General features: G+C 74.0%; 22 protein-coding genes. 3 read left to right on the forward strand and 19 right to left on the reverse strand.

Annotated features, from left to right (window positions below):
- Positions 1-51: 51 nt before the first annotated feature.
- From idi to JI751_RS08300, 15 genes are all read right to left on the reverse strand, one after another.
- Positions 52-642 carry an isopentenyl-diphosphate Delta-isomerase gene (gene idi, locus JI751_RS08230; protein WP_201935387.1) on the reverse strand — a complete coding sequence of 197 codons (591 nt, stop codon included), beginning with the start codon at positions 640-642 and terminating at the stop codon, positions 52-54.
- A complete protein-coding gene (locus JI751_RS08235; protein WP_201935389.1) occupies positions 639-1,685 on the reverse strand; it encodes an NAD(P)/FAD-dependent oxidoreductase in 1,047 nt (348 codons plus the stop codon). Before JI751_RS08235 ends, idi begins: the two co-directional genes overlap by 4 nt.
- The gene (locus JI751_RS08240; RefSeq protein ID WP_201935391.1) at positions 1,678-2,217 is read right to left on the reverse strand and encodes an isoprenylcysteine carboxyl methyltransferase family protein; all 540 of its coding nucleotides are present in this window, start codon (positions 2,215-2,217) and stop codon (positions 1,678-1,680) included. Before JI751_RS08240 ends, JI751_RS08235 begins: the two co-directional genes overlap by 8 nt.
- Entirely contained in the window at positions 2,214-3,269 is a 1,056-nt protein-coding gene (locus JI751_RS08245) for a type III polyketide synthase (RefSeq protein ID WP_201935392.1), read from the reverse strand. Before JI751_RS08245 ends, JI751_RS08240 begins: the two co-directional genes overlap by 4 nt.
- Positions 3,266-4,456 carry a geranylgeranyl reductase family protein gene (locus JI751_RS08250; protein ID WP_201935393.1) on the reverse strand — a complete coding sequence of 397 codons (1,191 nt, stop codon included), beginning with the start codon at positions 4,454-4,456 and terminating at the stop codon, positions 3,266-3,268. The genes JI751_RS08245 and JI751_RS08250 overlap by 4 nt, the downstream gene beginning before the upstream one ends.
- Positions 4,453-5,280 carry a UbiA family prenyltransferase gene (locus JI751_RS08255; protein WP_201935394.1) on the reverse strand — a complete coding sequence of 276 codons (828 nt, stop codon included), beginning with the start codon at positions 5,278-5,280 and terminating at the stop codon, positions 4,453-4,455. Before JI751_RS08255 ends, JI751_RS08250 begins: the two co-directional genes overlap by 4 nt.
- Positions 5,277-6,143, reverse strand: a complete 867-nt coding sequence (locus JI751_RS08260; protein WP_201935395.1) for a phosphatase PAP2 family protein — start codon at positions 6,141-6,143, stop codon at positions 5,277-5,279. The genes JI751_RS08255 and JI751_RS08260 overlap by 4 nt, the downstream gene beginning before the upstream one ends.
- Positions 6,140-6,637: a glycosyl-4,4'-diaponeurosporenoate acyltransferase CrtO family protein gene (locus JI751_RS08265; RefSeq protein WP_201935396.1), complete on the reverse strand. Its 498-nt coding sequence runs from the start codon at positions 6,635-6,637 to the stop codon at positions 6,140-6,142. Before JI751_RS08265 ends, JI751_RS08260 begins: the two co-directional genes overlap by 4 nt.
- Positions 6,637-7,773 carry a glycosyltransferase family 2 protein gene (locus JI751_RS08270; RefSeq protein ID WP_201935397.1) on the reverse strand — a complete coding sequence of 379 codons (1,137 nt, stop codon included), beginning with the start codon at positions 7,771-7,773 and terminating at the stop codon, positions 6,637-6,639. Before JI751_RS08270 ends, JI751_RS08265 begins: the two co-directional genes overlap by 1 nt.
- The gene (locus JI751_RS08275) at positions 7,766-9,169 is read right to left on the reverse strand and encodes a cytochrome P450 (protein WP_201935399.1); all 1,404 of its coding nucleotides are present in this window, start codon (positions 9,167-9,169) and stop codon (positions 7,766-7,768) included. The genes JI751_RS08270 and JI751_RS08275 overlap by 8 nt, the downstream gene beginning before the upstream one ends.
- Entirely contained in the window at positions 9,166-9,522 is a 357-nt protein-coding gene (locus JI751_RS08280; protein WP_201935400.1) for a lycopene cyclase domain-containing protein, read from the reverse strand. Before JI751_RS08280 ends, JI751_RS08275 begins: the two co-directional genes overlap by 4 nt.
- Entirely contained in the window at positions 9,519-9,845 is a 327-nt protein-coding gene (locus JI751_RS08285) for a lycopene cyclase domain-containing protein (RefSeq protein ID WP_201935402.1), read from the reverse strand. Before JI751_RS08285 ends, JI751_RS08280 begins: the two co-directional genes overlap by 4 nt.
- Positions 9,846-9,915: 70 nt before the next feature.
- Positions 9,916-11,481: a phytoene desaturase family protein gene (crtI, locus tag JI751_RS08290; protein ID WP_201935403.1), complete on the reverse strand. Its 1,566-nt coding sequence runs from the start codon at positions 11,479-11,481 to the stop codon at positions 9,916-9,918.
- Entirely contained in the window at positions 11,478-12,362 is an 885-nt protein-coding gene (locus tag JI751_RS08295; RefSeq protein WP_201935405.1) for a phytoene/squalene synthase family protein, read from the reverse strand. The genes crtI and JI751_RS08295 overlap by 4 nt, the downstream gene beginning before the upstream one ends.
- A 61-nt stretch (positions 12,363-12,423) precedes the next feature.
- Positions 12,424-13,464, reverse strand: a complete 1,041-nt coding sequence (locus JI751_RS08300; protein WP_201935407.1) for a polyprenyl synthetase family protein — start codon at positions 13,462-13,464, stop codon at positions 12,424-12,426.
- Between the two features lie 86 nt (positions 13,465-13,550).
- On the opposite strand from JI751_RS08300, the gene JI751_RS08305 reads away from it, so the two are divergent.
- Entirely contained in the window at positions 13,551-14,396 is an 846-nt protein-coding gene (locus tag JI751_RS08305) for a DICT sensory domain-containing protein (RefSeq protein WP_201935408.1), read from the forward strand.
- Between the two features lie 35 nt (positions 14,397-14,431).
- On the forward strand, positions 14,432-16,225 hold the full coding sequence (locus tag JI751_RS08310; protein WP_307814011.1) for an ABC transporter ATP-binding protein: 1,794 nt from the start codon (positions 14,432-14,434) through the stop codon (positions 16,223-16,225).
- 50 nt (positions 16,226-16,275) lie between these two features.
- Here JI751_RS08310 and JI751_RS08315 read toward each other — a convergent pair whose 3' ends face one another.
- Genes JI751_RS08315 through JI751_RS08330 form a run of 4 tightly spaced genes read right to left on the reverse strand, consistent with a single transcriptional unit; the run spans position 16,276 to position 20,262 of the window.
- Positions 16,276-17,079, reverse strand: coding sequence for a glycosyltransferase family 2 protein (locus JI751_RS08315; protein ID WP_201935410.1), 804 nt, complete (start codon positions 17,077-17,079; stop codon positions 16,276-16,278).
- Positions 17,076-18,074 (reverse strand): glycosyltransferase, encoded by a 999-nt coding sequence (locus tag JI751_RS21765; protein WP_201935413.1) that lies wholly within the window; start codon positions 18,072-18,074, stop codon positions 17,076-17,078. Before JI751_RS21765 ends, JI751_RS08315 begins: the two co-directional genes overlap by 4 nt.
- Positions 18,071-19,162 carry a glycosyltransferase gene (locus JI751_RS08325; protein WP_201935415.1) on the reverse strand — a complete coding sequence of 364 codons (1,092 nt, stop codon included), beginning with the start codon at positions 19,160-19,162 and terminating at the stop codon, positions 18,071-18,073. The genes JI751_RS21765 and JI751_RS08325 overlap by 4 nt, the downstream gene beginning before the upstream one ends.
- The gene (locus JI751_RS08330) at positions 19,159-20,262 is read right to left on the reverse strand and encodes a glycosyltransferase family protein (protein WP_201935418.1); all 1,104 of its coding nucleotides are present in this window, start codon (positions 20,260-20,262) and stop codon (positions 19,159-19,161) included. The genes JI751_RS08325 and JI751_RS08330 overlap by 4 nt, the downstream gene beginning before the upstream one ends.
- A 148-nt stretch (positions 20,263-20,410) precedes the next feature.
- On the opposite strand from JI751_RS08330, the gene thrS reads away from it, so the two are divergent.
- On the forward strand, positions 20,411-22,396 hold the full coding sequence (gene thrS / locus JI751_RS08335) for a threonine--tRNA ligase (RefSeq protein ID WP_201935420.1): 1,986 nt from the start codon (positions 20,411-20,413) through the stop codon (positions 22,394-22,396).
- Positions 22,397-22,399: the final 3 nt, after the last annotated feature.

Raw genomic sequence — 22,399 nt, forward strand, 5'->3', positions numbered from 1 at the left:
AGGTCGGCGCCCGGCGCTCATAGAACGCGGGTGGAACGGGGAAAGGTCCAGTCAGGTGCTCCACCCCGAGGGCTGGGCGGCCGGGGGCAGGTCCGCGACTGCTCCGTCCGGCGCGCCGAGCGGGTCCTCCGGCAGCTGGGCCACCTGCTCGCGGCACCACACCGACACGGTGCGGCTCCCGTCGAGCACACCGGTCCGGAAGTCTCTCCACGGCACCCAGGCGACCGAGTCCACCTCGGAGGGGTCCGGATCGACCGGATCCCGCACCAGACCGGCGTAGACCGGGCACATCTCGTTCTCGACGACGCCGTCCTGCTCGGCGCGGTAGCGGAACGTCGGCAGCACCAGCCGCAGGTCGGCGACGTCCACACCGAGCTCCTGCCGCACCCGGCGTCGGGCGGCGTCGCCGAGGTCCTCTCCGGGCGCGGGGTGCCCGCAGCAGCTGTTGGTCCAGACCCCCGGAAAGGTCTGCTTCGTGAGCGCGCGCCGGGTCACCAGCACCCGACCGGCTGCGTCGAAGAGGTAGGTGGAGAACGCGAGGTGCAGCGGGGTCTCCGCGTGGTGGACGCCTGACTTGTCGGCGGTGCCGACCGCCCGACCGTCCTCGTCGAGCAGCACGACGAGCTCCCGGGGCGGGTTCATGCGACACCTCCCGCGGGTCGGGCCAGCTGGTTGACGGCCGCGCCGAAGAGGCCGGGGAAGCGAGTCGCGGCCGGCACCAGCCGGCGACGGACGGCCGGGTGCGCGGTGGTCCGCACGAGGGCACGGGTGAGGAGCTCGTGGCGCATCGCCAGGCGACGCGCCCGTCGCTCGTAGAGGTCGGGTCGGTCCGAGGCCAGGCACGCAACGGCGGCCCGCGCCTGGGCGAGACCCAGCGCGATGCCCTCGCCGGTGAGTGCGTCGACGTAGCCGCCGGCATCGCCGACCAGCAGCACGCGCCCGGCCGAGCGCGACCGGGCGCGCTGGCGCAGGGGCCCGGCACCCATCACCCGGCTGCGGGGTCCGGTGAGCCGGTCGGCGAGGGCGGGGAAGTCGTCGAGCAGGTCGTCGAAGCGCGCGCCCGCGTCACCGAGGACCGCGATCCCCACGAGGTCGTCGTCGACGGGTGTCACGTAGGCCTCCGCCCGCGGCGACCAGTGCACCTCGACGTACGACGTCCAGGGTGCCTGCTCGACGTGGCAGCGCTGGCCGAACCGCCGGCGTGCCCCCTTCGCGGCCGGCACGTCGAGGCCGAGCAGGCGGCGCACCGGGGAGTGCAGGCCGTCCGCCGCGAGGAGGTGGCGCGCCGGCTCGCCGTCGACCAGCACGTGGTCCCCGGCGTCGCGTACGTCGTCGACGGCACGCCGCTCGACCGGGATGCCGGCCTCGGCGACCGCCGCCGCGAGGGCGTCGTGCAGCACCGTGCGTCGTACGCCCCGACCGGGGCCGGCCGCGAAGCGGGCAGTGGCGCCCGCGCCGGGGGCGTCGGCGGCGAGGTAGTGGATGCCGGAGAGCGGGCGTCCGTGGGGGTGCACGCCGAGGCCGGCCAGTTCGGCGACCGCGCCGGGCATCAGCCCCTCGCCGCACGCCTTGTCGATCGGACCGGTGCGCGGCTCGCGCACGACGACCGACAGGCCGGCGCGGTGTGCGTGGAGGGCCGCGGCCAGCCCGACCGGGCCGCCTCCCGCGACGACGACGTCACGCATCGGCGGACACCTCCTGGGGGAGTGTGGCGAGGGCGGCGTCCTCGGCCCGGATCCGTACGGCGAGCAGGCCGGCGTTGAGCACCGTGAAGACGACCGCGGTGATCCACGCGGCGTGCACGAGCGGGAGGGCGATGCCCTCGACGACGACCGCGACGTAGTTGGGGTGGCGCAGGAAGCGGTAGGGCCCGGAGGTCACCGGCGCCAGGCCGGGCACGACGATCACGCGGGTGTTCCACCGCCGTCCGAGGGTGCCGATGCACCACCAGCGCAGCGCCTGCGAGGCCACGACCAGCGCCAGCATCGACCAGGCGAGCAGCGACGGGACGTCGGGCCGGCGCACCCACGCCTCGACGAACGCGCCGACCAGCAGCGCGGTGTGCAGGACGACCATGAAGGGGAAGTGGCCGAGGCCGCTCTCCACGCCTCCGCGCTCGCGGCTCCACGCCGCGTTGCGGACGGACACGACCAGCTCGGCGACGCGCTCGAGCCCGACGAGCAGGACCAGGACGGTGAAGGCCAGCAGCGTGGTCATGCGTCCGCCCGCAGCAGCACGATCTCGGAGCAGAAGCCCGGTCCCATCGCGAGGAGCACGCCGTGGCTCCCGGGCTCGGGCGGGCGTTGGTCGAGGGTGTCCTCGAGCACGTGGAGGACCGACACGGACGACAGGTTGCCGACCCGGGCGAGCGACTCCCACGTCAGCTGCACCGCCTCGCGGGGCACCTCGAGAGCAGCCTGCAGCGCCTCGATCACCTTCGGCCCGCCGGGGTGGCAGACCCACCAGCCGATGTCGTCGCGGGTCAGGTCGTGGTCGGCGAGGAAGGCGTCCACGTCGTCGCGGATGAACCGCTCGACGAGGTGGGGCACCTCGGCGTCGAGCACGATCCGCAGCCCGGACCCCGCCACGTCGAAGCCCATCGTGCGCTCGCTGTCGGGGTAGAGCCGGCTCCGGGAGTCGAGCACGCGCACCGCGCCGCCGTCCCGGGCGTCGCCGACCGCCACGACCGCCGAGGCGCCGTCGCCGAAGAGACCGCTCGCCACGAGGTTGGGCACCGAGGTGTCGTCGCGCTGCACCGTCAGCGAGCACAGCTCGACCGCGACGAGCACGGCGACGTGGTCGGGGTGGCCGAGCAGGTAGTCGTGCACCCGCGCGATGCCGGCGGCACCCGCCACGCACCCGAGGCCGACCAGTGGCATCCGGCGTACGTCCTGGCGCAGCCCGACCACGCCCGCGATCCGGGCGTCCAGGGACGGCACGGCCAGCCCGGTGACCGTCGCCGTGACGACGAGGTCGACGTCGGACGGCGTGAGGTCGGCGGCCTTCAACGCGTCGACCAGCGCCTGCGCGCCGAGCTCGACGGCGTGCTCGATGAAGAGGTCGTTGGCGTGGCCGAAGTCGCCGAGGGTCGCGTAGTCCGCGAGGGGCAGCACGAGGTGCCGGCGCTCGACGCCCGCGTTGCGGTGGAACCTGCGCAGGAGGGCGTGGTCGACGCTGCGCTCGGAGATCACCTCGGCGAACGCCTCGGTGATCTCCGCCTGGGGGTAGGAGTGCGGCGGCAGTGCGCTGCGGGTGGCCAGGATCCTCATGCGGTGTTCCTTGCGGGTCGACGTCGGTTCAGGAGGTGTGCGTGGGGCAGGAGGTCGCGCGCCAGTCCGGCGGCGAGGCGGCGGTCGATTCGGCCGTCGCCGAGGCCGATCTCGACGAGCGTGTCGAAGACGTGGCGGTCCCGGGCGGCCGCGCGGATGCCGGCGTCGACGACCCGCGGCGACTGCGCCAGTCGCGAGGCGACCCAGGTGTGGCGCAGGTGGGTGCCCAGCATCGTGCGTACGACGGTGCGGTGGCGGGCCCCGGCCGCCTCCGGACGTCCGAGCGCGACCGCCCGAGCGGCGGTGCGGCCGGCGGCGATCCCGGTCGCGACGGCGTAGTAGATGCCTTCGCCGGTCATCGGGTTCACCAGGCCGGCGGCGTCGCCGACGAGGAGCACGGGGCCGTCGGGCTGGTCCCAGCGCCAGGTGCTCAGCGGGAGGTGGTGGCCGCGCCAGTCGTCGCCGGTGCTCGCGGCGCCCGGGACGAGCGCCTCCAGCTGGTCGAGCAGCAGCCGTCGGCTCGGCGGCGTGCCGGAGGCCTCACCGGGCAGCAGCTCGCCGTAGCCGACGTTGGCCAGCCCGTCGCCGCGGTCGAAGGCCCACGCGTAGGACGGCTGCCGCCGGTCGCCGTAGCGGATCACCTGGCGGCCCCGGACTGCGTCGGTGACGGGCGCGTAGCCGCGGATCGCGATGGCGCGGGGCTCGCGCCGCTTCCCGAGCAGCAGCTGCCGGACGAGCGAGTGGGCACCGTCGGCGCCGACCACGACGGAGCCGCGGACCTCGCCGGACACCAGAGGGCCGGTCCGGTCGACCTCGACGGAGGAGACGCGGTGCCGCCGGAGCACGGCGCCCGCGGCCACCGCGCGCGCGACCAGTCGGGCGTCGAAGACCTGGCGGGGGATCACGTGCACCTCGCGGCGCATCGGTCCGGACACGACCACGTCGCCGTGGGCGAGCTCGAGGTCGCGCAGGGGAGCCCACCCGTCGACGACGTCGGCCGCGCCGACCTCGGCGAGGGCGTCGACGACGTGGGGTGCGATGCCGTCGCCGCACGACTTGTCGCGCGGGAAGTCGCTGCGGTCGAGGAGCAGGACGCGCAGGCCGGGGTCGGCCGTCAGCGCGCCGAGGGCGGTGGCGGCTCCTGCCGGGCCGGCTCCGACGACGACGAGGTCCCAGGACTCGCTCATCGCGCCACCACCAGCAGCAGCGCGTCGAGCAGGGCGATGGCCACCGCGGCCGCGAACGGCAGGCGCCCGGAGCCGCGGACCACGACGCCTGCGAGGACCAGGGTCACCGCCGCGGCCACGACCACCACGGCGAGCGGGGGCGCGGCACCCACGAGCACGACCAGTGTCGCGGTGGCGAGGACCGTCGCCGCCACCGGTGCGATCCAGCGGGGACCGAGCCGGTGCGGCAGCCCGCGCACCCCGGTCGCGGCGTCGTCGTCGAGGTCGGGCAGCACGTTGAGCAGGTGCGCACCCACGCCGAGGAGCGCGGCACCGACCGGCCACCACCACGGCGGGGCCGCGGCGTCGGCGTACGACACCACGGCCGTCAGGCCGCCGAAGCTCATCGAGTAGGGGAGCCACGACCACACCGTGGCCTTGAGCCCGAGGTTGTAGGCCCACGCCGACGCGACGCAGCCGAGGTGGACGAGCCCGGGGAGCAGACCGAGGGCGAGGGAGAGGGCGACGCAGGCCACGAGGGCAGCCGCGCACGCGGCGCGGACCGTCCCGACCGACGCGTCGCCCGTCGCCAGTGGCTTGTCGTCACGGCCGGACCGTCGATCGCGGCCGACGTCGACGAGGTCGTTGCTCCAGCCGACGGACAGCTGGCCGGCGAGCACCGCGGCCACGACGAGCCCGGCGCGTGGTGCGTCGAGTCCCTGGGCCGCCGCCAGCAGCCCGGCGAGGGCGGTGACCGCGAGCGCCGGTCCGGCGTGCGCGGCAGCGACCAGTCCGCGCACGGTCGACCCGGCGGCTCCACGCCTCGACGACAGGTCGGTGCTCATGTGCCCACCTCCCGGACCGGGGCCCGGTCGAGTCCCTTCCTGCGACGGTACCGATCGGTCCGAGCCAGCGTCGCGCACAGGACCGCCAGGACCGCGACCGCCCAGCCCACGAGGACGTCGACCACGTAGTGCTCGCCGGTGTAGACGAGCGTCAGCCCCATCGCGAGGGCGTACGCCGACAGCGCGACGCGGGCCGCCCGGGAGACGGACGGCCAGAGGAAGAGCGCGACCAGGAGGGCGGCGCCGGCGTGGAGCGACGGCATCGCGGCCACCGGGTTGCTGCCCGACTGCCCGGCCTCGGTGAGGCGACCGACGACGTCGAGGTGGAGCACGTCCCACCCGACGTGGGAGATCCGCTCGACGTCGCCGATGTCGCCGCGCTCGGCGGCGAGCCACGGCGGGGCAGCGGGATAGGCGACGTAGCCCGCGATCCCGACGAGCGACATCGTCAGCGCGGCGACGACCCACTCGCGGAACCGGTCGCGCAGCGCGAACCAGACGACGGCCGTGACCAGCGGGATCGCGACGAAGTGGGTGACGTAGACGAGTGCGGCGACCGCGTCCCACCACCGCGGCGTGCCGCCCACGAGGTGCTCCTGCAGCCAGACCGTGGGCACGACCCCGAACACGGCCTCGTCGGCCCGGGCCGGACCGCGCACGTGCAGCACCGCGCCGACCCGGTTGGCGTCGTCGCCGTCGCCGGTGCCGAGGGGCGCGGTGACCCACTGGGCGAGCCAGTAGGCGACGAGGATCGCGCTCAGGGGCGACCACGCGATCAGCAGCTGGGCGACGGGGCCGTGCCGCGACCCGTCGTCGGCCGGCGCGGGCGTCGCGGCGCGGACGCGCGTGGTCTCGGTGGTCACGCGAGGCTCCCGCGCCGCTCGAGCCGCCGCAGGAGCGGCAGCGTGCGGTACCGGTTGTAGCGCTGGATGGCGATGAAGGGCACGTTGACCAGTACCCCGTAGGCGATGAGGAGTGCGGCGGCGACCGGCGGGTTCCAGAGGACGAAGAGAGGGGAGCACGCCATCGCCCACCAGTGGGCGAGCTCGGCGCGCCGCGTCTCGCGCACGAAGGTCCGCAGGCCCTCGACGTCGCGGCCCGGCAGCTCCCGCTTGCTGATCCCGCCGTCGAAGAGGGCGCCGGCCTCGGGCATCCGGTCCTTCCACCGGTGGATCCGGAGGTGGCGGCGGTACCACGCGCCTCCCGCCTCGAAGCCACGCCCGCGCAGCAGCGGGCCGTCGCGGTCCAGGCGGCGCTCGCCGAGGCGGTGCGCGGCGTAACCGGTCGCGGCGTGGAAGAAGCCCCAGGCGAGGACGTCCACGACGACGGTCAGCCACTGCGGCAGTACGTAGCCCATCAGGCCGTCTCCCGGGTCGTGCGGTCGCGCCGGAGGTCGACGGGCCGGCCGCGCCAGCGCACCGAACGTCGGACGACCGTCAGCATCGCGGAGCGCGCGAACACCAGGTCGAAGGCGAGCAGCGGCACCGGGAAGAGCGCCCAGGTCCACCACCGGAAGGACCCCGCCGTGCGCAGCACCGCGCGCAGCTGCACGGCGGCCACCGGCCACGCCGCCACCCACAGCAGCGTCGACGGCCCGGCCCCGCCGCGGAACGCGTCGATGAGGCCACCCGCAGCCCCGAGCGCCACGACGTGGTGCGCGCAGATCCACAGGACGGTCGCGAGCGAGGCGAGCGGGCTCGCGGCACCCGCGCCCGACGCGATGTTCTTGGACCAGCCCGCGACCAGCTGCCCGGGGCCGCCGGGATAGCTGCGCATGGAGACCGCGTCGCCGCCGGTGAAGGACGTGACCGGCAGCCCGGCCGCGTCGTACGCCCTGGCGAGGGACACGTCGTCGAGGATCGCGCCTCGCACCGCCCGGTGGCCGCCGGCCAGCTCGTAGTCGGCGCGCGAGGTCAGCAGGCACGGCCCGAACGCCATGGGGCGGGAGGTGCGCCGGCCGGTGAAGGCGGCGCTGGCCATCAGCGCGACGGCGTTGAAGTAGGCCGAGGCCTGCTCGTAGGCCCGGACGGTGCGGTGGTGGGGCTGCACCGAGACCAGCCCGCCGTGCAGCTCGTGCGCGGCCACCAGGCGCGCCACGGCGTCGGGCGCGAGCGCGGTGTCGGCGTCGAGGAAGAGCAGCAGGTCGCCGGTCGTGGCCTCGGCACCGGTGTGGCACGCCCAGGCCTTGCCGGTCCAGCCCTCCGGTCGCGAGCACGCGGCGACCACGACGCGCGCACCCGCAGCGGCCGCCACGGTCGACGTCCGGTCGGACGAGTCGTCGTCGACCACGACGAGCTCGTCCACCCAGGGCGAACCCTCCAGTGAGGCGAGCAGCACGGGCAGCGTCTGCTCCTCGTCGCGGGCGGGCACCACCACCGAGAGACTCGGTCGGGCGCCTCGGCCCGCGCCGGGGAGCACACGGACGTCGCGCAGCAGCCACAGCGGGACGCAGGCGGCGACGAGCAGGACCACGGCGATCCCGAGGTCAGCCACGGCGACCACCGGCCACGCCGGAGAGCGGCGTGAGCGTGAGCGGCATCCCGCCTCGCGGGTGGACGGCGACCTGGGCCTCGGGGGCGGGTCGTCTCCACCCCGACGGGCCCGACGGGAGCCCGACGTGGTGCGTGGCGAGGAGGCGGCCGAGCACGACCGCCATCTCGCCGAGCGCGAGCTCGCGCCCGATGCAGAGCCGCGGACCCTGGCCGAAGGGGAGGTACGCCGTGCGGCCGGCGCCGCTCTCCAGGAAGCGCTGCGGCCGGAACTCGTCCGGGTCCGCCCACACGTCAGGACGGCGGTGGACGAGCCACGGGCTGATGATCGCCAGCGTCCCGGCCGGCACGTCGACCCCGCCGACGACGTCGTCACGGTCCGAGCGCCGGGAGATCACCCACGCCGGTGGGAACAGGCGGAGCGCCTCGTCGATGACCGCCCGGGTCCATGGGATGCGGTCGCGGTGGTCGAGCAGGGAAACCGGTCCGGGCAGTGCGGCCAGCTCCGCGCGGAGGCGATCCTGTGCGGCCTGGTCCTCCGCGAGGAGCATGAGGGTCCAGGTGAGCGAGGCCGCGACGGTCTCGTGGCCGGCGATGACCATGGTGACGAGCTCGTCACGGATCTCGGGGTCGGTGAGACCGCTGTCGAGCAGCAGCCCGAGGAGGTCGTCGCCGTGCGGGACGTCACCGGGCGCACACGGTCGGGCGCGACGGTCCGCCATCAGCTGGGCGGTGACGGTGTCGAGGCGTCGGCGCGCCGCGCGCAGCCGGAGGTTGGTCCGGGTCGGGGCCCACTCGGCCGTCGGCAGGATCGAGCGGCCCAGCTTGACGACGATCTCGGCCGCCGCGCTGCTGGCGCGCAGCAGGTCGTCGGCGTGGCCGCCGAGGTCCGCGGAGAACAGGGCCCGCCCGACGGCGTCGAGCCCGATCCGGTGCATGAGGGACGCGACGTCGACGACGGCGGGGCCGGAGGACGTCAACGCCTCGCGCACCCCGTCGTCGGCCGCCGAGCGGACGCGGTCGCTCACCGCCGCGAGGCGCTCGTGGTGGAAGGCGGGCGCGGCCAGGCGGCGGTGCTCGATCCAGTTGGGCTCGGCGGAGGCGAGCAGTCCGGGGCCGGTCACCCGCCCAAGGGCGGCGTACTGCACCGTCTGCTTGCCCCAGTGGCGAGCCCCGGTCTGCAGGACGTGGCGCACGTCGTCGGGGTCGTTGACGAGGAGGGCCGGTGCGCCGGGCACGGGGAACGAGACCAGGTCGCCGTAGCGCTGCTGCACCTGCCCGAGGAACGTGAGCGGGTCGCGGCGCACCGACCGGAAGGCGCGGGCCATGTCGGTCGAGGTCGGACCGGGTACGCCGATCTCGGTGGGCTGCAGCGCCTGGAGCCGCTCGCTGACGGTCATGCGGCCCGCCCTGTCCCGTCCGGGGAGGGCTGGGGGCGGCGTCGGCCGAGCCACGTCCACGCGACGCACGACAGCAGGACCAGCCCGAAGCCGAAGAGGAGGTCCTCGACCGGCGCGTAAAGCAACCGCCAGCCACCGACGGCGACGACGCGGTCGTCGCCGAGGATCGTCGCGGGGTCGTACTGCACGATGCGCCGACCCGTCAGCCAGCCGTTGGTGAGCAGCTGGAAGAACACGATGATCGCGTAGGCGGACCACCAGTCGCGGGTGCTGGTGATCCGGGTGCGGGCGACCCACCGGTCCACCGCGACGGCGACCAGGACGCCCAGGACGGCGAGCGAGGTGTAGGTCATCGCTCCGCCCACCGCCGGCGGGCGACCTTGACGGCCTCGAACGTCAGCACCGACACGAGGGGGATGACCACGAAGAAGGCGACCTCCTCGAGCGGCAGCCCGGCGATGCGCGGGGGGAGCGTCTGGTCGGCGTCGAACCTCCAGTGCCCGGCATGGGTGGCGTAGAGGTCCCACAGCAGGAACGGCACCCCGGCCAGCAGGACGGTGAGGGCGAGCCGGCGCGGTTGGCGCAGCACGTCGAGCCGGAAGGCGGGCACGAGCGGGAGCGTGCCGGCCAGGCAGAACGCCAGCATCGCGACGTACGACCACTGGAGGACGCTCATGCGGGGTCCCCGCGGCGTTGTTCGGCGGAGGAGCGAAGCGGGGGAGTCGAAGAACGTCGTGGCGTGTTGCTCATGCGTGCTCGGTCTCGGCGAGGGGCAGGGTCGAGCGGTCGCCGGAGAGGCGCTTGAGCACCAGCTCGGCGCTGATCAGGCACATCGGAAGGCCGACGCCGGGGATCGTCGTCGAGCCGGCGTAGAGGAGGCCGTCGACCTTGCGCGAGGCGTTGCCGGGGCGCAGGAACGCGCTCTGCCGCAGGGTGTGCTCGAGGCCGAGCGCACCGCCGCGCCACGAGTGGTAGCGGGTGGCGAAGTCCTCGGGTCCGACGGTGTGGCGCACCCGGATCCGCTCGCGCAGGTCGGGCACGCCCGCCCAGTCGGCGACGAGGTCGATGGCCGCGTCGGCGGTGCGCTCGACCGTGTCCGAGCCACCTCCGTCGTCGCCGCCGGCGCCGATCGCGGTGTCCGCGGGGACGGGGACGAGGACGAAGAGGTTCTCGGAGCCGGCGGGTGCGACGGACGGGTCGGTCGCGGACGGCTTGCAGACGTAGATCGACGCGGGGTCCGGCACCCGGGCGTCGCGACCGAAGATGTCGCCGAAGTTCTGCTTCCAGTCCTCGGTGAAGAAGAGGGTGTGGTGCGCCAGCTGCGGCAGCTCGCCGTCGACCCCGAGCATCGCCAGCACGGCGCCGGGGCCGGGGGAGCGTCGGCGCCACGCGGACTCGGGGTGGGTCTGCAGGTGCGCGGGCAGCAGCGCGGTCTCGAGGTGGTGGAGGTCGGCGGCGCCCACCACGACGTCGGCCCGGATCGTCCCGGCGGCGCCGTGCCGGTCGACGTACGCCACCCCGGTCGCCTCGGCGCGCCGCCGCGGGCCGGGGCGGGTGGTGATGCCGCTGACCTGCGTGCCGGTGTGCAGGCGGGCCCCGTGCCGCTCGGCGAGCGAGGCGATCACGTCGATCAGCTTGGTGAAGCCACCCTGCGGGTAGAGCACGCGGTCGCCGAGGTCGAGCCGGCTCATCAGGTGGTAGATGCTCGGCGCGCGGTCGGGCGAAGAGCCCAGGAAGACCGCGGGGTAGCCGAGCACCTGCTGGATCCGCCGGTCGGAGAATGACGCGGACACGTGGCGCTCGAGGGAGCGGGTGAGCAGCCGGCCGAGGGTCGGCACCCGGCGTACGACGTCACCCGTCAGCAGTGACGTGGGGGAGTCGAAGCTGCTGTAGAGGAACCGCCGCAGCGCCATGTCGTAGGTGTCCTCCGCCGAGCTGAGGTAGGCGTCGAAGCGGTCACCGGCGCCGGGCTCGAGGGACTCGAACAGCGCCCGGTTGTGGTCGCGGTCCGGTCGCAGCTCGACGGGGTCGGGGTGGCCCTCGAAGAAGACGCGATAGCTGGGGTCGAGGACCTTCAGGTCGAGCTCGGCCGCGGCGGTGGTGCCGAGGAGGGAGAAGAAGTGCTCGAAGACCTCGGGCATGAGGTACCAGGACGCACCGGTGTCGAAGCGGAACCCGTCCCGCTCGACGCTGCCGACGCGGCCGCCGAGCTCGTCGTTCTTCTCCAGCAGGTCGACGTCGTGGCCGCGCGAGGCGAGCAGCGCGGCCGTGGCGAGGCCGGCGATGCCACCGCCGACGACGACGACCTTCACGAGCGGCCCCCGCGCAGTGCGCCGGCCGCGATCCGCAGCTTGACCGCGGTCGGCACCCGCACCCGGGTGCGCCTGATCTCGTCGGCCGGGGTCCGGCGGAGCCGGCACGAGAGCTCGGCGAACGTCGCGTGGGCGGCGTGCACCGCGCGGCGGCTGCTGGTCGGCAGCTGCGGGACGACGGCGGCCGCGGCGGCCAGGTCGGCATCGATGTCGTCGAGGACCCGGTCGCGGTCGGCGTCGCAGAACCGGTCCACGTCGAGGCCGGGGAAGTAGTCGCGGCGCAGGACGTCGTGGTCGTCGGCCAGGTCGCGCACGAAGTTGAGCTTCTGGAAGGCTGCGCCGAGCCGTCGGGCGCCGGGCGCGAGCCGGTCGTAGGCGCCCGCGCGCTCGGCCGGTCCGTCGGGAGCCGCGACGAACGCCCTGAGGCACATCAGTCCGACCACCTCGGCCGACCCGTAGACGTACGTCTCGAAGCTGGCCGGGGTGTGGACCGTCGTGTCGAGGTCGGTCCGCATGGAGGTGAAGAACGGCGCGACGATCTCGTCGGTGATGCCCACGGCCTGCGCCGTGCGGGCGAAGGCGTGGACGACCAGGTTGCCGCTGTAGCCGGTGCGGATCGCGTGCCGCACGTCGTCCTCGAGCCAGTCGAGCATGGTCGCCCGGGCCGAGCGGGGGAGCGCGGGGTCGGGGTTGTCGACGATCTCGTCGGCGACGCGCACCAGGGCGTAGATGTTGCGCACCTGGGTGCGCACCGGCTCGCCGAGCAGGCGGGACGCGAGCCCGAAGGAGCTGGAGTACTCCCGGATGACGACGGCGGAGCTGGCCTCCGACACCGTGTCGTAGAGGGTGCGGGCGCCGGCCCGGGCGAGGTGCAGGTTCATGCGGGGTCCCCGGGGCGTTGTCCGGGGGAGCGGAGCGGAGGAGAAGAACGTCGTGGGGTGCTCACGCCGCCACCTCGCTGCCGTCGACGACCGTCGGGGGGCGCACCGTCACGGCGTCGACGACGTCGAGGGCGATCCCGAGGTCGGCGAGGACCGAGCGGGCCTCGGCGAGGTGCTGCTCCGCGAGCTCCTCCACGAACGTCCGCGATCCCGACGAGGAGAGCAGGGCGCGGACCTCGTCGAGCTCGGCGTCGTCGAGGTCGCGGCCGACGTAGCCGCGGATCGCGTCCCACTGGTCGCTCGACCGGGCGTGGACGAGGAGCGGCGTCTGCTTGCGGGTGCGCAGGTCGCAGGTCGCGCTCTTGCCGGTGCGGTCCGGGTCCCCGAAGACCCCGATGAGGTCGTCGACGAGCTGGAAGGCCACGCCCAGGGCGCGTCCGGCCTCGCCGAGGCGCGCCGTCGTCGTGGCGTCGGCGCCGGCCAGCACCGCGCCCGCCTGCAGCGGGAGGGCGAAGGAGTAGGCGCTGGTCTTCTGCTCCTCCATCCTCAGGCTCTCGTCCAGCGTGACCGTCCCGGGCTCGAGCGTGAGGCGTACGTCGGAGAGCTCGCCGGCCGCGGTGGTGTGCAGGGCGACGTCGAAGAGGTCGAGCAGGTGTCGTACGACGAGGGGCTCGGCGCCGCACAGCGCGACCGCACGGACGGCGGCGGAGAGCGCGAGGTCGCCGGCGAGGATGGCGGCCGTCAGGCCGTAGCCCGCTCCGCCGTCCTCCGCGCCGAGGTCCTGCCCGCGGGCGCGGAACGTGCCGCTGACGTTGGGCCGACCGCGCCGCACGTGGTCGTCGTCGATGACGTCGTCGTGGATGACGAACGCCGTGTGGAGCAGCTCCACCGCGGCGCCGACCTCGGCAGCCGCGTCGGGGTGCGTGCCGCCCAGGGCCTCGTGGGTGGCGGTGACCATCGCCGGACGGAAGCGCTTGCCGCCCTCGGTGGCCGCGACCAGCGCGTCCCAGAGGTGGACGTGGTGGGGGTCGACCGTCGCCGCGCGGGCGCGACCGTCGTCGAGGAGGCGCTGCAGCGCCGTGTCCGTGGCTGTCGAGATCATCCGTCTCCCTGTTCCGGGACCCCTGTCCGCCCTCAATCTATGCAAGACTCACAACTATATCCAGGCATCTTGCATAGGAGTCATCGGTGTCCACGTCGCGCGCCCCCCTCACCATCGGCGAGCTCGCCCGTCGTACTGGGGTACCCACCGGGACGCTGCGCAGCTGGGAATCGCGCCACGGATTTCCACGGTCCGTGCGCCTGGCCGACGGCGGCCACCGACGCTACGAGGAGTCGGAGGTCCGCGCCGTGCTCGACGTGCTGGAGCGTCGCAGCTCCGGGGTCTCGCTCCACACGGCCGTGCAGCGCGTCACCGAGGTGCCGGCCCCGACCGGTTCGGTGTTCGCCGAGATCCGGCTGCAGCACCCCGCCCTGGCGGCGCAGGTGCTCTCGCGCCCGACCCTGGTGGCGATGAGCCGGGCGATCGAGGACGAGTGCTGCGCGCGTGCGGTGGAGCCGGTTCTCTTCGGGGGCTTCCAGCGCGAGACCTACCTCCGCGGCTCGATCCGCCGGTGGCGTGAGCTGGCGCGCACGGCTCGCCACACGGTCGTGTTCGCCGACTTCGCCGACCCGGCACCCCTCGCCCCCGGGGAACCGGTCGAGGTGGCGCTGCCCCGCACCGCCCAGCTCAACCGCGAGTGGCTCGTGGTCTGCGACTCGCCCGACCTCCCCGCGTTCCTCACCGCCGTCGAGCGTCCCGGCCAGGACGCGGCCTCCGAGGACCGCCTCTTCGAGGCTGTCTGGTCGGTCGACCCGCGCGTGGTGCGCGACGCCGCCCGGGTGGCCGCCGCTCTGGCGGACCGCTACCGGCCGGGCTGGCGGGAGGGCGACGTCGTCCTGCCCGACGCCGACCCCGGCGCCGGGTCACCCGACCTGCACCGGGCCTCCGCGCTCTTCGACCGGATGGTGGGCTACCTCGACGCAGCCCGGTGACCGTGCGGGCGTCGACCCCGGCCTAGCCTTCACTGGTGCCCGAGCCTGCCGAGCCCACCACCGTCCAGCCGCTGCGTGAGCTCTGGCGGCGCTACGACGCCTACCGCGCCCGCTTCGTCGGAGCCGTCGTGGCCTCGACCGTCAACAAGGTCGCCGACGTGGTGCCGGAGCTGCTCATCGGTGCCGCCGTCGACGTCGTCGTACGCGGTGACGGGTCGTTCGTCGGCGAGGTGCTCGGCGTGGAGTCCCGGTTCGCCCAGCTGGGCTGGCTGGCCGTCATCAACGCGGTGGTGTGGGTCGTGGAGTCCCTCAGCCAGTACGTCGCCAGCGTGCTGTGGCGCGGCCTGGCCCAGGGAGTCGAGCACGACCTGCGCGTCGAGGCCTACGACCACGTCCAGCACCTCGACCTCGGGTGGCACGAGAGCCGCCCCGCCGGGTCGACGCTCGCGACCCTCAACGACGACGTCAACCAGCTCGAGCGCTTCCTCGACGTCGGCGCCCCGGCGATCCTCCAGACCGCCCTCAATGTGCTGCTGGTCGGTGCCGTCTTCGCCGCGGCGTCGGGTCAGCTGCTGGTGCTGGCGTTCCTGCCGATCCCGCTGATCGTGATCGGCTCGCTCGTCTTCCAGCGCCGGCTCGAGCCGTTGTACGACCGGGTGCGGGTGGCGGTCGCCGACCTGTCGAGCACCCTGTCGGCCAACATCTCCGGCATCGCGACGATCAAGGCGTTCACCGCCGAGGACCGCGAGCGCGACCGGGTGGCCGCGGTGTCCCAGGCCTACCGCGAGGCCAACACCGAGGCGATCCGCTCGTCGGCCGCCTTCGTCCCGCTGGTGCGGATGGCGATCCTCGCCGGCTTCACCTGCACGCTCCTGCTCGGCGGCTGGGCGACCCTGCGCGGCGACCTCCAGGTCGGCCTCTACTCCGTGCTGGTCTTCATGACGCAGCGCCTGCTGTGGCCGCTCACCGAGGTCGCCGAGGTGCTCGACCTCTACCAGCGCGGCCGCGCCTCCGCCGCGCGCATCCTCGCCCTCCTCGACGTCCCGGTCACCGTCCCGGCCGGTGCCACCGCCCTCGAGCGACCGGTCACCGGCCGCGTCGAGCTGCGCGGCGTACGCGCCGGGTATGCCGACGGGCCCGACGTGCTGCACGACATCGACCTCGTCGTCCCGGCGGGGGAGACGCACGCGATCGTCGGCTCGACCGGCTCCGGCAAGTCGTCGCTGCTCCGGCTGGTGCTGCGCTTCGACGACCCGCGGTCGGGGCACGTGCTCTTCGACGGCCAGGACGTCCGCGACCTCGACTGGGACTCGCTGCGCGGCTCGATGGGCTACGTCGCCCAGGACGTCTTCATGTTCGCGGGCTCCGTGGCCGACAACATCGCCTACGGGCGCCCCGGCGCGACCCGCGACGAGGTGCGGGCAGCGGCGGAGGCGGCTGCCGCGATCGACTTCATCGACGCGATGCCCGCCGGCCTCGACACCTGGGTCGGCGAGCGCGGCGTGACCCTGTCGGGCGGCCAGCGGCAGCGGCTCGCGCTGGCCCGCGCGCTGCTCCGCGACCCTGCCGTCCTCGTCCTCGACGAGGCGACCAGCGCGGTCGACAACGAGACCGAGGCCGCCATCCAGCGCTCGCTGCGCCGCGCCACCGCGCAGCGCACCGCGATCGTCGTCGCCCACCGGCTCTCGACCGTGCGGCACGCGCACCGGATCTGGGTGCTCGACGCCGGCCGCGTCATCGAGGCCGGGACCCACGACGAGCTGATCGCCGGCGACGGTGCGTACGCCGCCCTCTGGCGGGTGCAGACCGGCGAGGCCGTCGCCCACTGATCGACGGCTCCCTCCGCGGGGGCCGTGACCCGGCCGGACGGCGTGCGGGATCAGCCCGTGACGAGCCAGCGCTCGTCGTCGCGGCGCACCAGGCCGCTGGCCTCGAAGGCCTCGAGCCAGCCCAGCATCGGGGTCGTCCCCCAGCGGCGGCGGTAGATCTCGGCGTTGCGCACGATGTCGTCGACGTGCTCGACCGGTGGCCGCGACACCGGGTGCCACTGGTGGAAGGCGCGGGCGTCCCCGAGCCAACCGAGGTCGAGGCCGGACCCGGCGACCACCCGCGCGAAGTCCGTGTCCTCGCCGCCGTAGCCGACGTAGTCCTCGCAGAAGCCGCCCGTGCGGTGCCACGCCTCGACCGAGCAGGCGAACGACAGCGACCAGAACAGGTCCGGGTCGGCGCCGCTGAGGCGGACACCCGGGCCGGGCGCCGGGCGGGCCGGGTGCGGCGAGTCGAGGGCGGCGAGCGTCGCGAGGTCGTAGCCGTCAGGAGGTGGCGGCTCGAGGTAGGTGACCGGTCCCGACCAGACGATCCGGGGCTCGTCGTGCACCGCGTCGGCGTACGCCGCGACGAGGCCGGGGTCCACGAGGCAGTCCACGTCGAGGAAGACCAGGACGTCGGCACCGCGGGCGATCGCCACCTCGGCGCCACGGTTGCGGGCAGCGGCGATCGGCAGGCCGAGCGGGTCTCCGGGCAACGAGGCCGCGCACCAGCTGGCAGCCGCCACGACCGGGTCGTCGACCGCGACGACGACGTGGTGGTCGGGCGCGGAGGTCGAGAGGGCGAGCGAGGCGCGCTGCCGGGACAGGTGGTCGCCCCGCTCGTGGACGACGGTCACCACCGCGGTGCCCGTCATGCGGCGCGGTCGCCGTCGACGACGCCACGCACCACCCCGGCGAGCCGGGTCGGGGCGCCACCGTCGCACCAGTCGGCCCAGCCCTCGCCGTCGAGGTAGAGCGCTTGGTCGAGCAGGTCGGCCCAGCCGGTCGCGGGGACCGCGTCGACGACGACGGCGGGCCACCCGTCGGCCAGGACCGAGGCGGTGACGCGCTGCTCGTCGAAGGGTCGGTCGGCCGGCACCACGACGGCCGGCACCCGGAGCGCGGCCACCTCCGCGAGCGAGTTCTGGCCCGGGTGCAGCACGGCGACGTCCGCGGTCGCCAGCACTGCTGCGGGGTCCGCGTGCCAGGTGCCCAGCGTGCGGCTCAGGATCGTCCAGTCCCAGCCGGGCGTCTGCTCCTGCGCCCGCGCCACGGACGCCCGCGTGAAGCCGTCACCCCCGGTGCCGGCGAGGAGCACGGCGTGGGGTCGGCGACCCGTCGGACGGGTGCGACCGCTCGACACGGCGAACCGGGAGACCGCGCCGATCGCGTGCACCGCTCGCTCGGTGCCGGACAGCATCCGGTGCGTCCAGCCGTCCGGCCACGCACCCACGACGGCCGACGCGACGCCGAAGCCGAGCGCGTGCGTTGTGTCCGTACGCCGACCCGGTGCCGTCATCGCCACCACCGGCACGCCGTGGAGACGGGCGAGCAGGCAGACCTCGACGGACTGGTCGACCACCATCGCGGTCGGGGCGTGCTGCTCGATCCACGACGAGATGGTCGCCATCCGTCCGCTGAGCCCGGCGTCCCCGAGGGGCACCCAGTGCAGGTGGCCCTGCGCGGTGACGTCGGCGCCGGCGTAGGACGGAGCGCTGTCGTCACGCGGGAGCTGGATCCAGGGACCCGTCCAGGACGCGGGCCGGGGCAGCGAGGAGATGCCGGCCACCGGCTCGGGCAGGTGGGGCGCGACGGTCATCGCCCGGTGCAGGTGCCCGTTGCCCTGGTGGTGGACGTAGTAGCCGATCACGCGGCGAGCCGCCGACCGAGGACGTCGAGGTAGAGCTCCTCGTAGCGGTCGACCATCCGGGTGAGGGAGAGCTCGGCCTCCGCGCGCTCGCGGCAGAGGGCGCGGTCCAGCGTCACCGCCTCGCCGATGGCGTTCGCCAGCATGGGGACATCACCCGGCGCGGCGAGCCGTCCGGTGTCGGTCGACAGCACCTCGGGCAGGCCGCCGCGCGCGTAGGACGCGACAGGTGTCCCGCAGGCCAGTGCCTCCGCTGCGACCAGTCCGTAGGGCTCGTCCCAGGCAGGCGTCACGACCGCGACCGCCGAGCCACCGACGAGCGCGGCGAGGTCCGCCTGCGCGAGGTGGCCGGCGTACGTCGCGTCGGGGCCGAGCAGCGGCTCGAGCACGGTGCGGAAGTAGTCGCGGTCCAGGATCGGGCCGGCCAGCACGATCGGGACGCCCGCCCGACGGGCCGCGAGGACGGCGTCGTGCGGCGCCTTCTCCTCGACGATCCGTCCGGACCAGACGGCCGTGGTGCCGCCGGGACCGGCCGGCCACTGGGACACGTCCACCCCGTTGAGGACGCAGGTGCTCGGCGTGATCGAGGCCCATGCTGCGGCGGTGTGACGGGAGACGGCGGCGAAGGAGCTGCTGCCCCCGTCGATGCGGACGGCCGACTCCAGCCACCACAGCGGCGGCGTGTGCAGCGTGGTGAGGACCGGCATCGGGAGCGAGCGGGCCATCGCGACCGGCAGGTAGTGGAGGCTGTTGTTGTGGAGCACGTCGAACTCGGCGCCCTCGTGCCCCGACAGCTGGAGCATCAGGGAGAGGTAGGCGTGGTGCTCGGCCACCTCGACGTACGGCGGCGCACCGACGTCGTGGCGCCCCGCGTGGTCGGGCAGCACGTCGACGGGCAGCTCGGTCGCGCCGAGACCGGGGTCGGAGCCGGGCGCGGCGAAGACGGCGACCTCGTGCCCACGGCGTACGAGCTCGCTGGCGAGGTGCCAGGTCATCGACTCCAGACCACCGGTGAAGGGCTCCGCGATCGGGAAGCGGCAGTTGGCGACCAGGCAGATGCGCAACCGGTCGCCGGGTGGGGCAAGCGTCACCGGCACACCTCGCGGTAGAGGTCCTCGTGGGTCCGGGCGACGAGCGCCCGTTGCTCGGTGCGCTCGTCGACCGTCGCTCCGTAGCGCGGTCGCTCGGTGTACGCCCGGACCACCGCGTCCCGCAGCGAGCCTGCGTCGAAGTCGTCCCCGTCGTTGGTGTAGCTCAGGATCGGGCCCTGGTCGGCGTAGTAGCCGCAGCTCGGGGCGAGCACCGTCGTCTGGAGGTCGCGGCAGGCCTCGAGCCAGCCGGAGTGGGTGCCGAACGTGTAGGGCAGCACCGAGAGGTCCAGCGAGGACAGGTAGGCCCAGAGGTCGTCGTCGGAGAAGTAGTCGTGCACCGCGAGCTCGAGCCGCCCCCGGTTCGCCTCGCGGCGCAGCCAGTCGGCCAGCTCGTCGTCGCGACGGGCGCCGTCGGCCTCGAGGATGTCGCGGTGGCAGTTCACCTGCAGCACCGCGTCGTCGAGGTCGGCCACCGTGTCGACCAGCGTGGGCAGGATCCGCATCGGGTCCATGTTGGCCCGGAGGCTCTTGAGGTGCAGGCCCACCCGGAACGGCCGGTTGCGCCAGCGCGGCCGTACGTCGAGCGCGCGGGCGATGGTCGGCAGGTCCACGACGTGCGGGTGCGGGACGACCACCGGCCGCCGTCCCCAGCGCGTCTCGATCTCGTCGGCCGCGCCCGGGGTGAGCGTCACCAGCGCGTCGGCCGCGGGGACCAGCACGTCGAGGTGCGCGTCGTGCAGCGCGCGGTCGTGGTGGTGGGGGTTTCGCAGGTCGTGGACGGTGAACACGAAGGGTGTGCCGCGACCGCGCAGGACGCGGGTGAGCTTGTCCAGGTCCTCGGGGCGCACGGCATCGAAGCCGAAGTGCAGGTGGAACACGTCGAAGTCGGCCGTGCGCGCCCACTCGGGGTCGAGCATCACCGGGGGCCACCAGGTGGCGCCGGCCGGCCTGTCGGGTCGGCTCGGGTCGGGATCGGGGAGCCGTACGGCACCGCGACCGCCGATCGGCGCGAGGTGGCGGACGTACACGTGGCCGGAGGGCACCGACGCGACGGTCAGGGCAGGAGCAGCGACCTGCGTCCGGATCGGGGCGAGGGACATGCCGGGTGGGTACCCCGCCCGTCCGTGGTTCACCGCGGCGTCCACCCGGTGGGGTGGGACAAACCGGGGTGAAGGCCCCGACGTCCGGCCGATAGGCTCGCCGCGACATCCGTCCCACCCCGTGCACCACCACCAGAGGAGCTCTCCCGTGTCTGACATCAAGGTCGTCCGCGTCCACGCAGATCAGCGTGCGGAGACCTCGGTGACGACGGGCACCAAGGCCTGGGAGCTCTTCCGCGACGACGCCGACGTGGTCGCCGCCCGGGTCGCGGGCCAGCTCAAGGACCTGGCCTACGAGCTCGCCGACGGCGACGAGGTCGAGGCCGTGGCCATCGACAGTGCCGACGGTCGCGACATCCTGCGCCACTCGACCGCCCACGTGATGGCGCAGGCCGTCCAACAGATCTGGCCCGAGGCCAGGCTCGGCATCGGCCCGCCGATCGAGAACGGCTTCTACTACGACTTCGACGTCGAGACCCCCTTCGTCCCCGAGGACCTGGTCAAGATCGAGTCCGCGATGCGCAAGATCATCAAGGAGAACCAGCGCTTCGAGCGCCGGGTCACCACCGATGCCGACGCGCTGACCGAGCTCAAGGACGAGCCCTACAAGATCGAGCTGATCGGGCTCAAGGGCGGCGCGGGTGCCGAGGGCACCGAGGGCGCCTCGGTCGAGGTGGGCGCCGGCGAGCTCACCGTCTACGACAACATCGGCCGCAGCGGCGAGGCCAAGTGGTCCGACCTGTGCCGCGGCCCGCACCTTCCCACCACGAAGCGGATCCCGGCGTTCAAGCTGATGCGCAGCGCGGCGGCCTACTGGCGCGGCGACGAGAAGAACAAGCAGCTGCAGCGCATCTACGGCACCGCGTGGGAGTCGAAGGAGGCGCTCGAGGCGCACCTCGAGCGCATCGCCGAGGCCGAGAAGCGTGACCACCGCAAGCTGGGCCGCGACCTCGACCTGTTCAGCTTCCCCGACGAGATCGGCTCCGGCCTGCCGGTGTTCCACCCCAAGGGTGGCGTGATCAAGCGGGAGATGGAGGACTACGTCCGCCGCCGGCACATCGAGGAGGGCTTCGACTACGTCGGGACCCCGCACATCTCCAAGGAGGGGACCTTCCACCTCTCGGGACACCTGCCCTACTACAAGGACACGATGTTCCCGCCGATGGAGTTCGAGGGCGCGGACTACTACCTCAAGGCCATGAACTGCCCGATGCACAACCTGATCTACCGCTCGCGCGGACGGTCCTACCGCGAGCTGCCGCTGCGGCTCTTCGAGTTCGGGCACGTCTACCGCTACGAGAAGTCCGGTGTCATCCACGGCCTGACCCGCGTGCGTGGCTTCGCGCAGGACGACTCGCACTCCTACGTCACCGAGGAGCAGGCGCCCGGCGAGATCAAGCACCTGCTCGACTTCGTGCTCGGCCTGCTGCGCGACTTCGGGCTCGACGACTTCTACCTCGAGCTCTCGACCCGCGACGACTCCAAGCCCGACAAGTTCGTGGGCTCCGAGGAGCAGTGGACCAACGCGACCGACGTGCTGCGCACGGCCTGCGAGGAGTCCGGCCTCGAGCTCGTGCCGGACCCGGGCGGTGCGGCGTTCTACGGCCCCAAGGTGTCGGTGCAGGCCAAGGACGCCATCGGCCGCACCTGGCAGATGTCGACCATCCAGTACGACTTCAACCAGCCGCAGGGCTTCGACCTGACCTACCAGGCTGCCGACGGCACCCGGAAGCAGCCGGTGATGATCCACTCGGCGAAGTTCGGCTCCATCGAGCGCTTCCTCGGTGTGCTCGTCGAGCACTACGCCGGCGCCTTTCCTCCGTGGCTCGCCCCGGTCCAGGTCCAGGCGATCCCGGTCGCCGAGTTCGCTGCCGACTACCTCCACGACGTGGCACGGCAGATGAAGGCCCAGGGGCTGCGCGTCGAGGTCGACGACTCCGACGACCGGATGCAGAAGAAGATCCGCAACGCGCAGCTCCAGAAGGTCCCGTTCATGGTCATCGCCGGCAACGACGACATCGAGGCCGGTGCGGTGTCCTTCCGCTACCGCGACGGGCGCCAGGACAACGGCGTGCCCGTCGCGGAGGCGATCGAGCGGGTCGCGGCCGCGGTCGCGTCGCGCGAGCAGGTCTGACGT

This window comes from Nocardioides baculatus, assembly GCF_016735675.1.
Taxonomy (GTDB): Bacteria; Actinomycetota; Actinomycetes; order Propionibacteriales; family Nocardioidaceae; genus Nocardioides; species Nocardioides baculatus.

Bases quoted from the DNA above. Each gene is read 5' to 3' on its own strand.
- idi (WP_201935387.1), bottom strand. From the start codon at position 642: ATGAACCCGCCCCGGGAGCTCGTCGTGCTGCTCGACGAGGACGGTCGG.
- JI751_RS08235 (WP_201935389.1), bottom strand. From the start codon at position 1,685: ATGCGTGACGTCGTCGTCGCGGGAGGCGGCCCGGTCGGGCTGGCCGCG.
- JI751_RS08240 (WP_201935391.1), bottom strand. From the start codon at position 2,217: ATGACCACGCTGCTGGCCTTCACCGTCCTGGTCCTGCTCGTCGGGCTC.
- JI751_RS08245 (WP_201935392.1), bottom strand. From the start codon at position 3,269: ATGAGGATCCTGGCCACCCGCAGCGCACTGCCGCCGCACTCCTACCCC.
- JI751_RS08250 (WP_201935393.1), bottom strand. From the start codon at position 4,456: ATGAGCGAGTCCTGGGACCTCGTCGTCGTCGGAGCCGGCCCGGCAGGA.
- JI751_RS08255 (WP_201935394.1), bottom strand. From the start codon at position 5,280: ATGAGCACCGACCTGTCGTCGAGGCGTGGAGCCGCCGGGTCGACCGTG.
- JI751_RS08265 (WP_201935396.1), bottom strand. From the start codon at position 6,637: ATGGGCTACGTACTGCCGCAGTGGCTGACCGTCGTCGTGGACGTCCTC.
- JI751_RS08275 (WP_201935399.1), bottom strand. From the start codon at position 9,169: ATGACCGTCAGCGAGCGGCTCCAGGCGCTGCAGCCCACCGAGATCGGC.
- JI751_RS08280 (WP_201935400.1), bottom strand. From the start codon at position 9,522: ATGACCTACACCTCGCTCGCCGTCCTGGGCGTCCTGGTCGCCGTCGCG.
- JI751_RS08285 (WP_201935402.1), bottom strand. From the start codon at position 9,845: ATGAGCGTCCTCCAGTGGTCGTACGTCGCGATGCTGGCGTTCTGCCTG.
- JI751_RS08295 (WP_201935405.1), bottom strand. From the start codon at position 12,362: ATGAACCTGCACCTCGCCCGGGCCGGCGCCCGCACCCTCTACGACACG.
- JI751_RS08300 (WP_201935407.1), bottom strand. From the start codon at position 13,464: ATGATCTCGACAGCCACGGACACGGCGCTGCAGCGCCTCCTCGACGAC.
- JI751_RS08315 (WP_201935410.1), bottom strand. From the start codon at position 17,079: ATGACGGGCACCGCGGTGGTGACCGTCGTCCACGAGCGGGGCGACCAC.
- JI751_RS08330 (WP_201935418.1), bottom strand. From the start codon at position 20,262: ATGTCCCTCGCCCCGATCCGGACGCAGGTCGCTGCTCCTGCCCTGACC.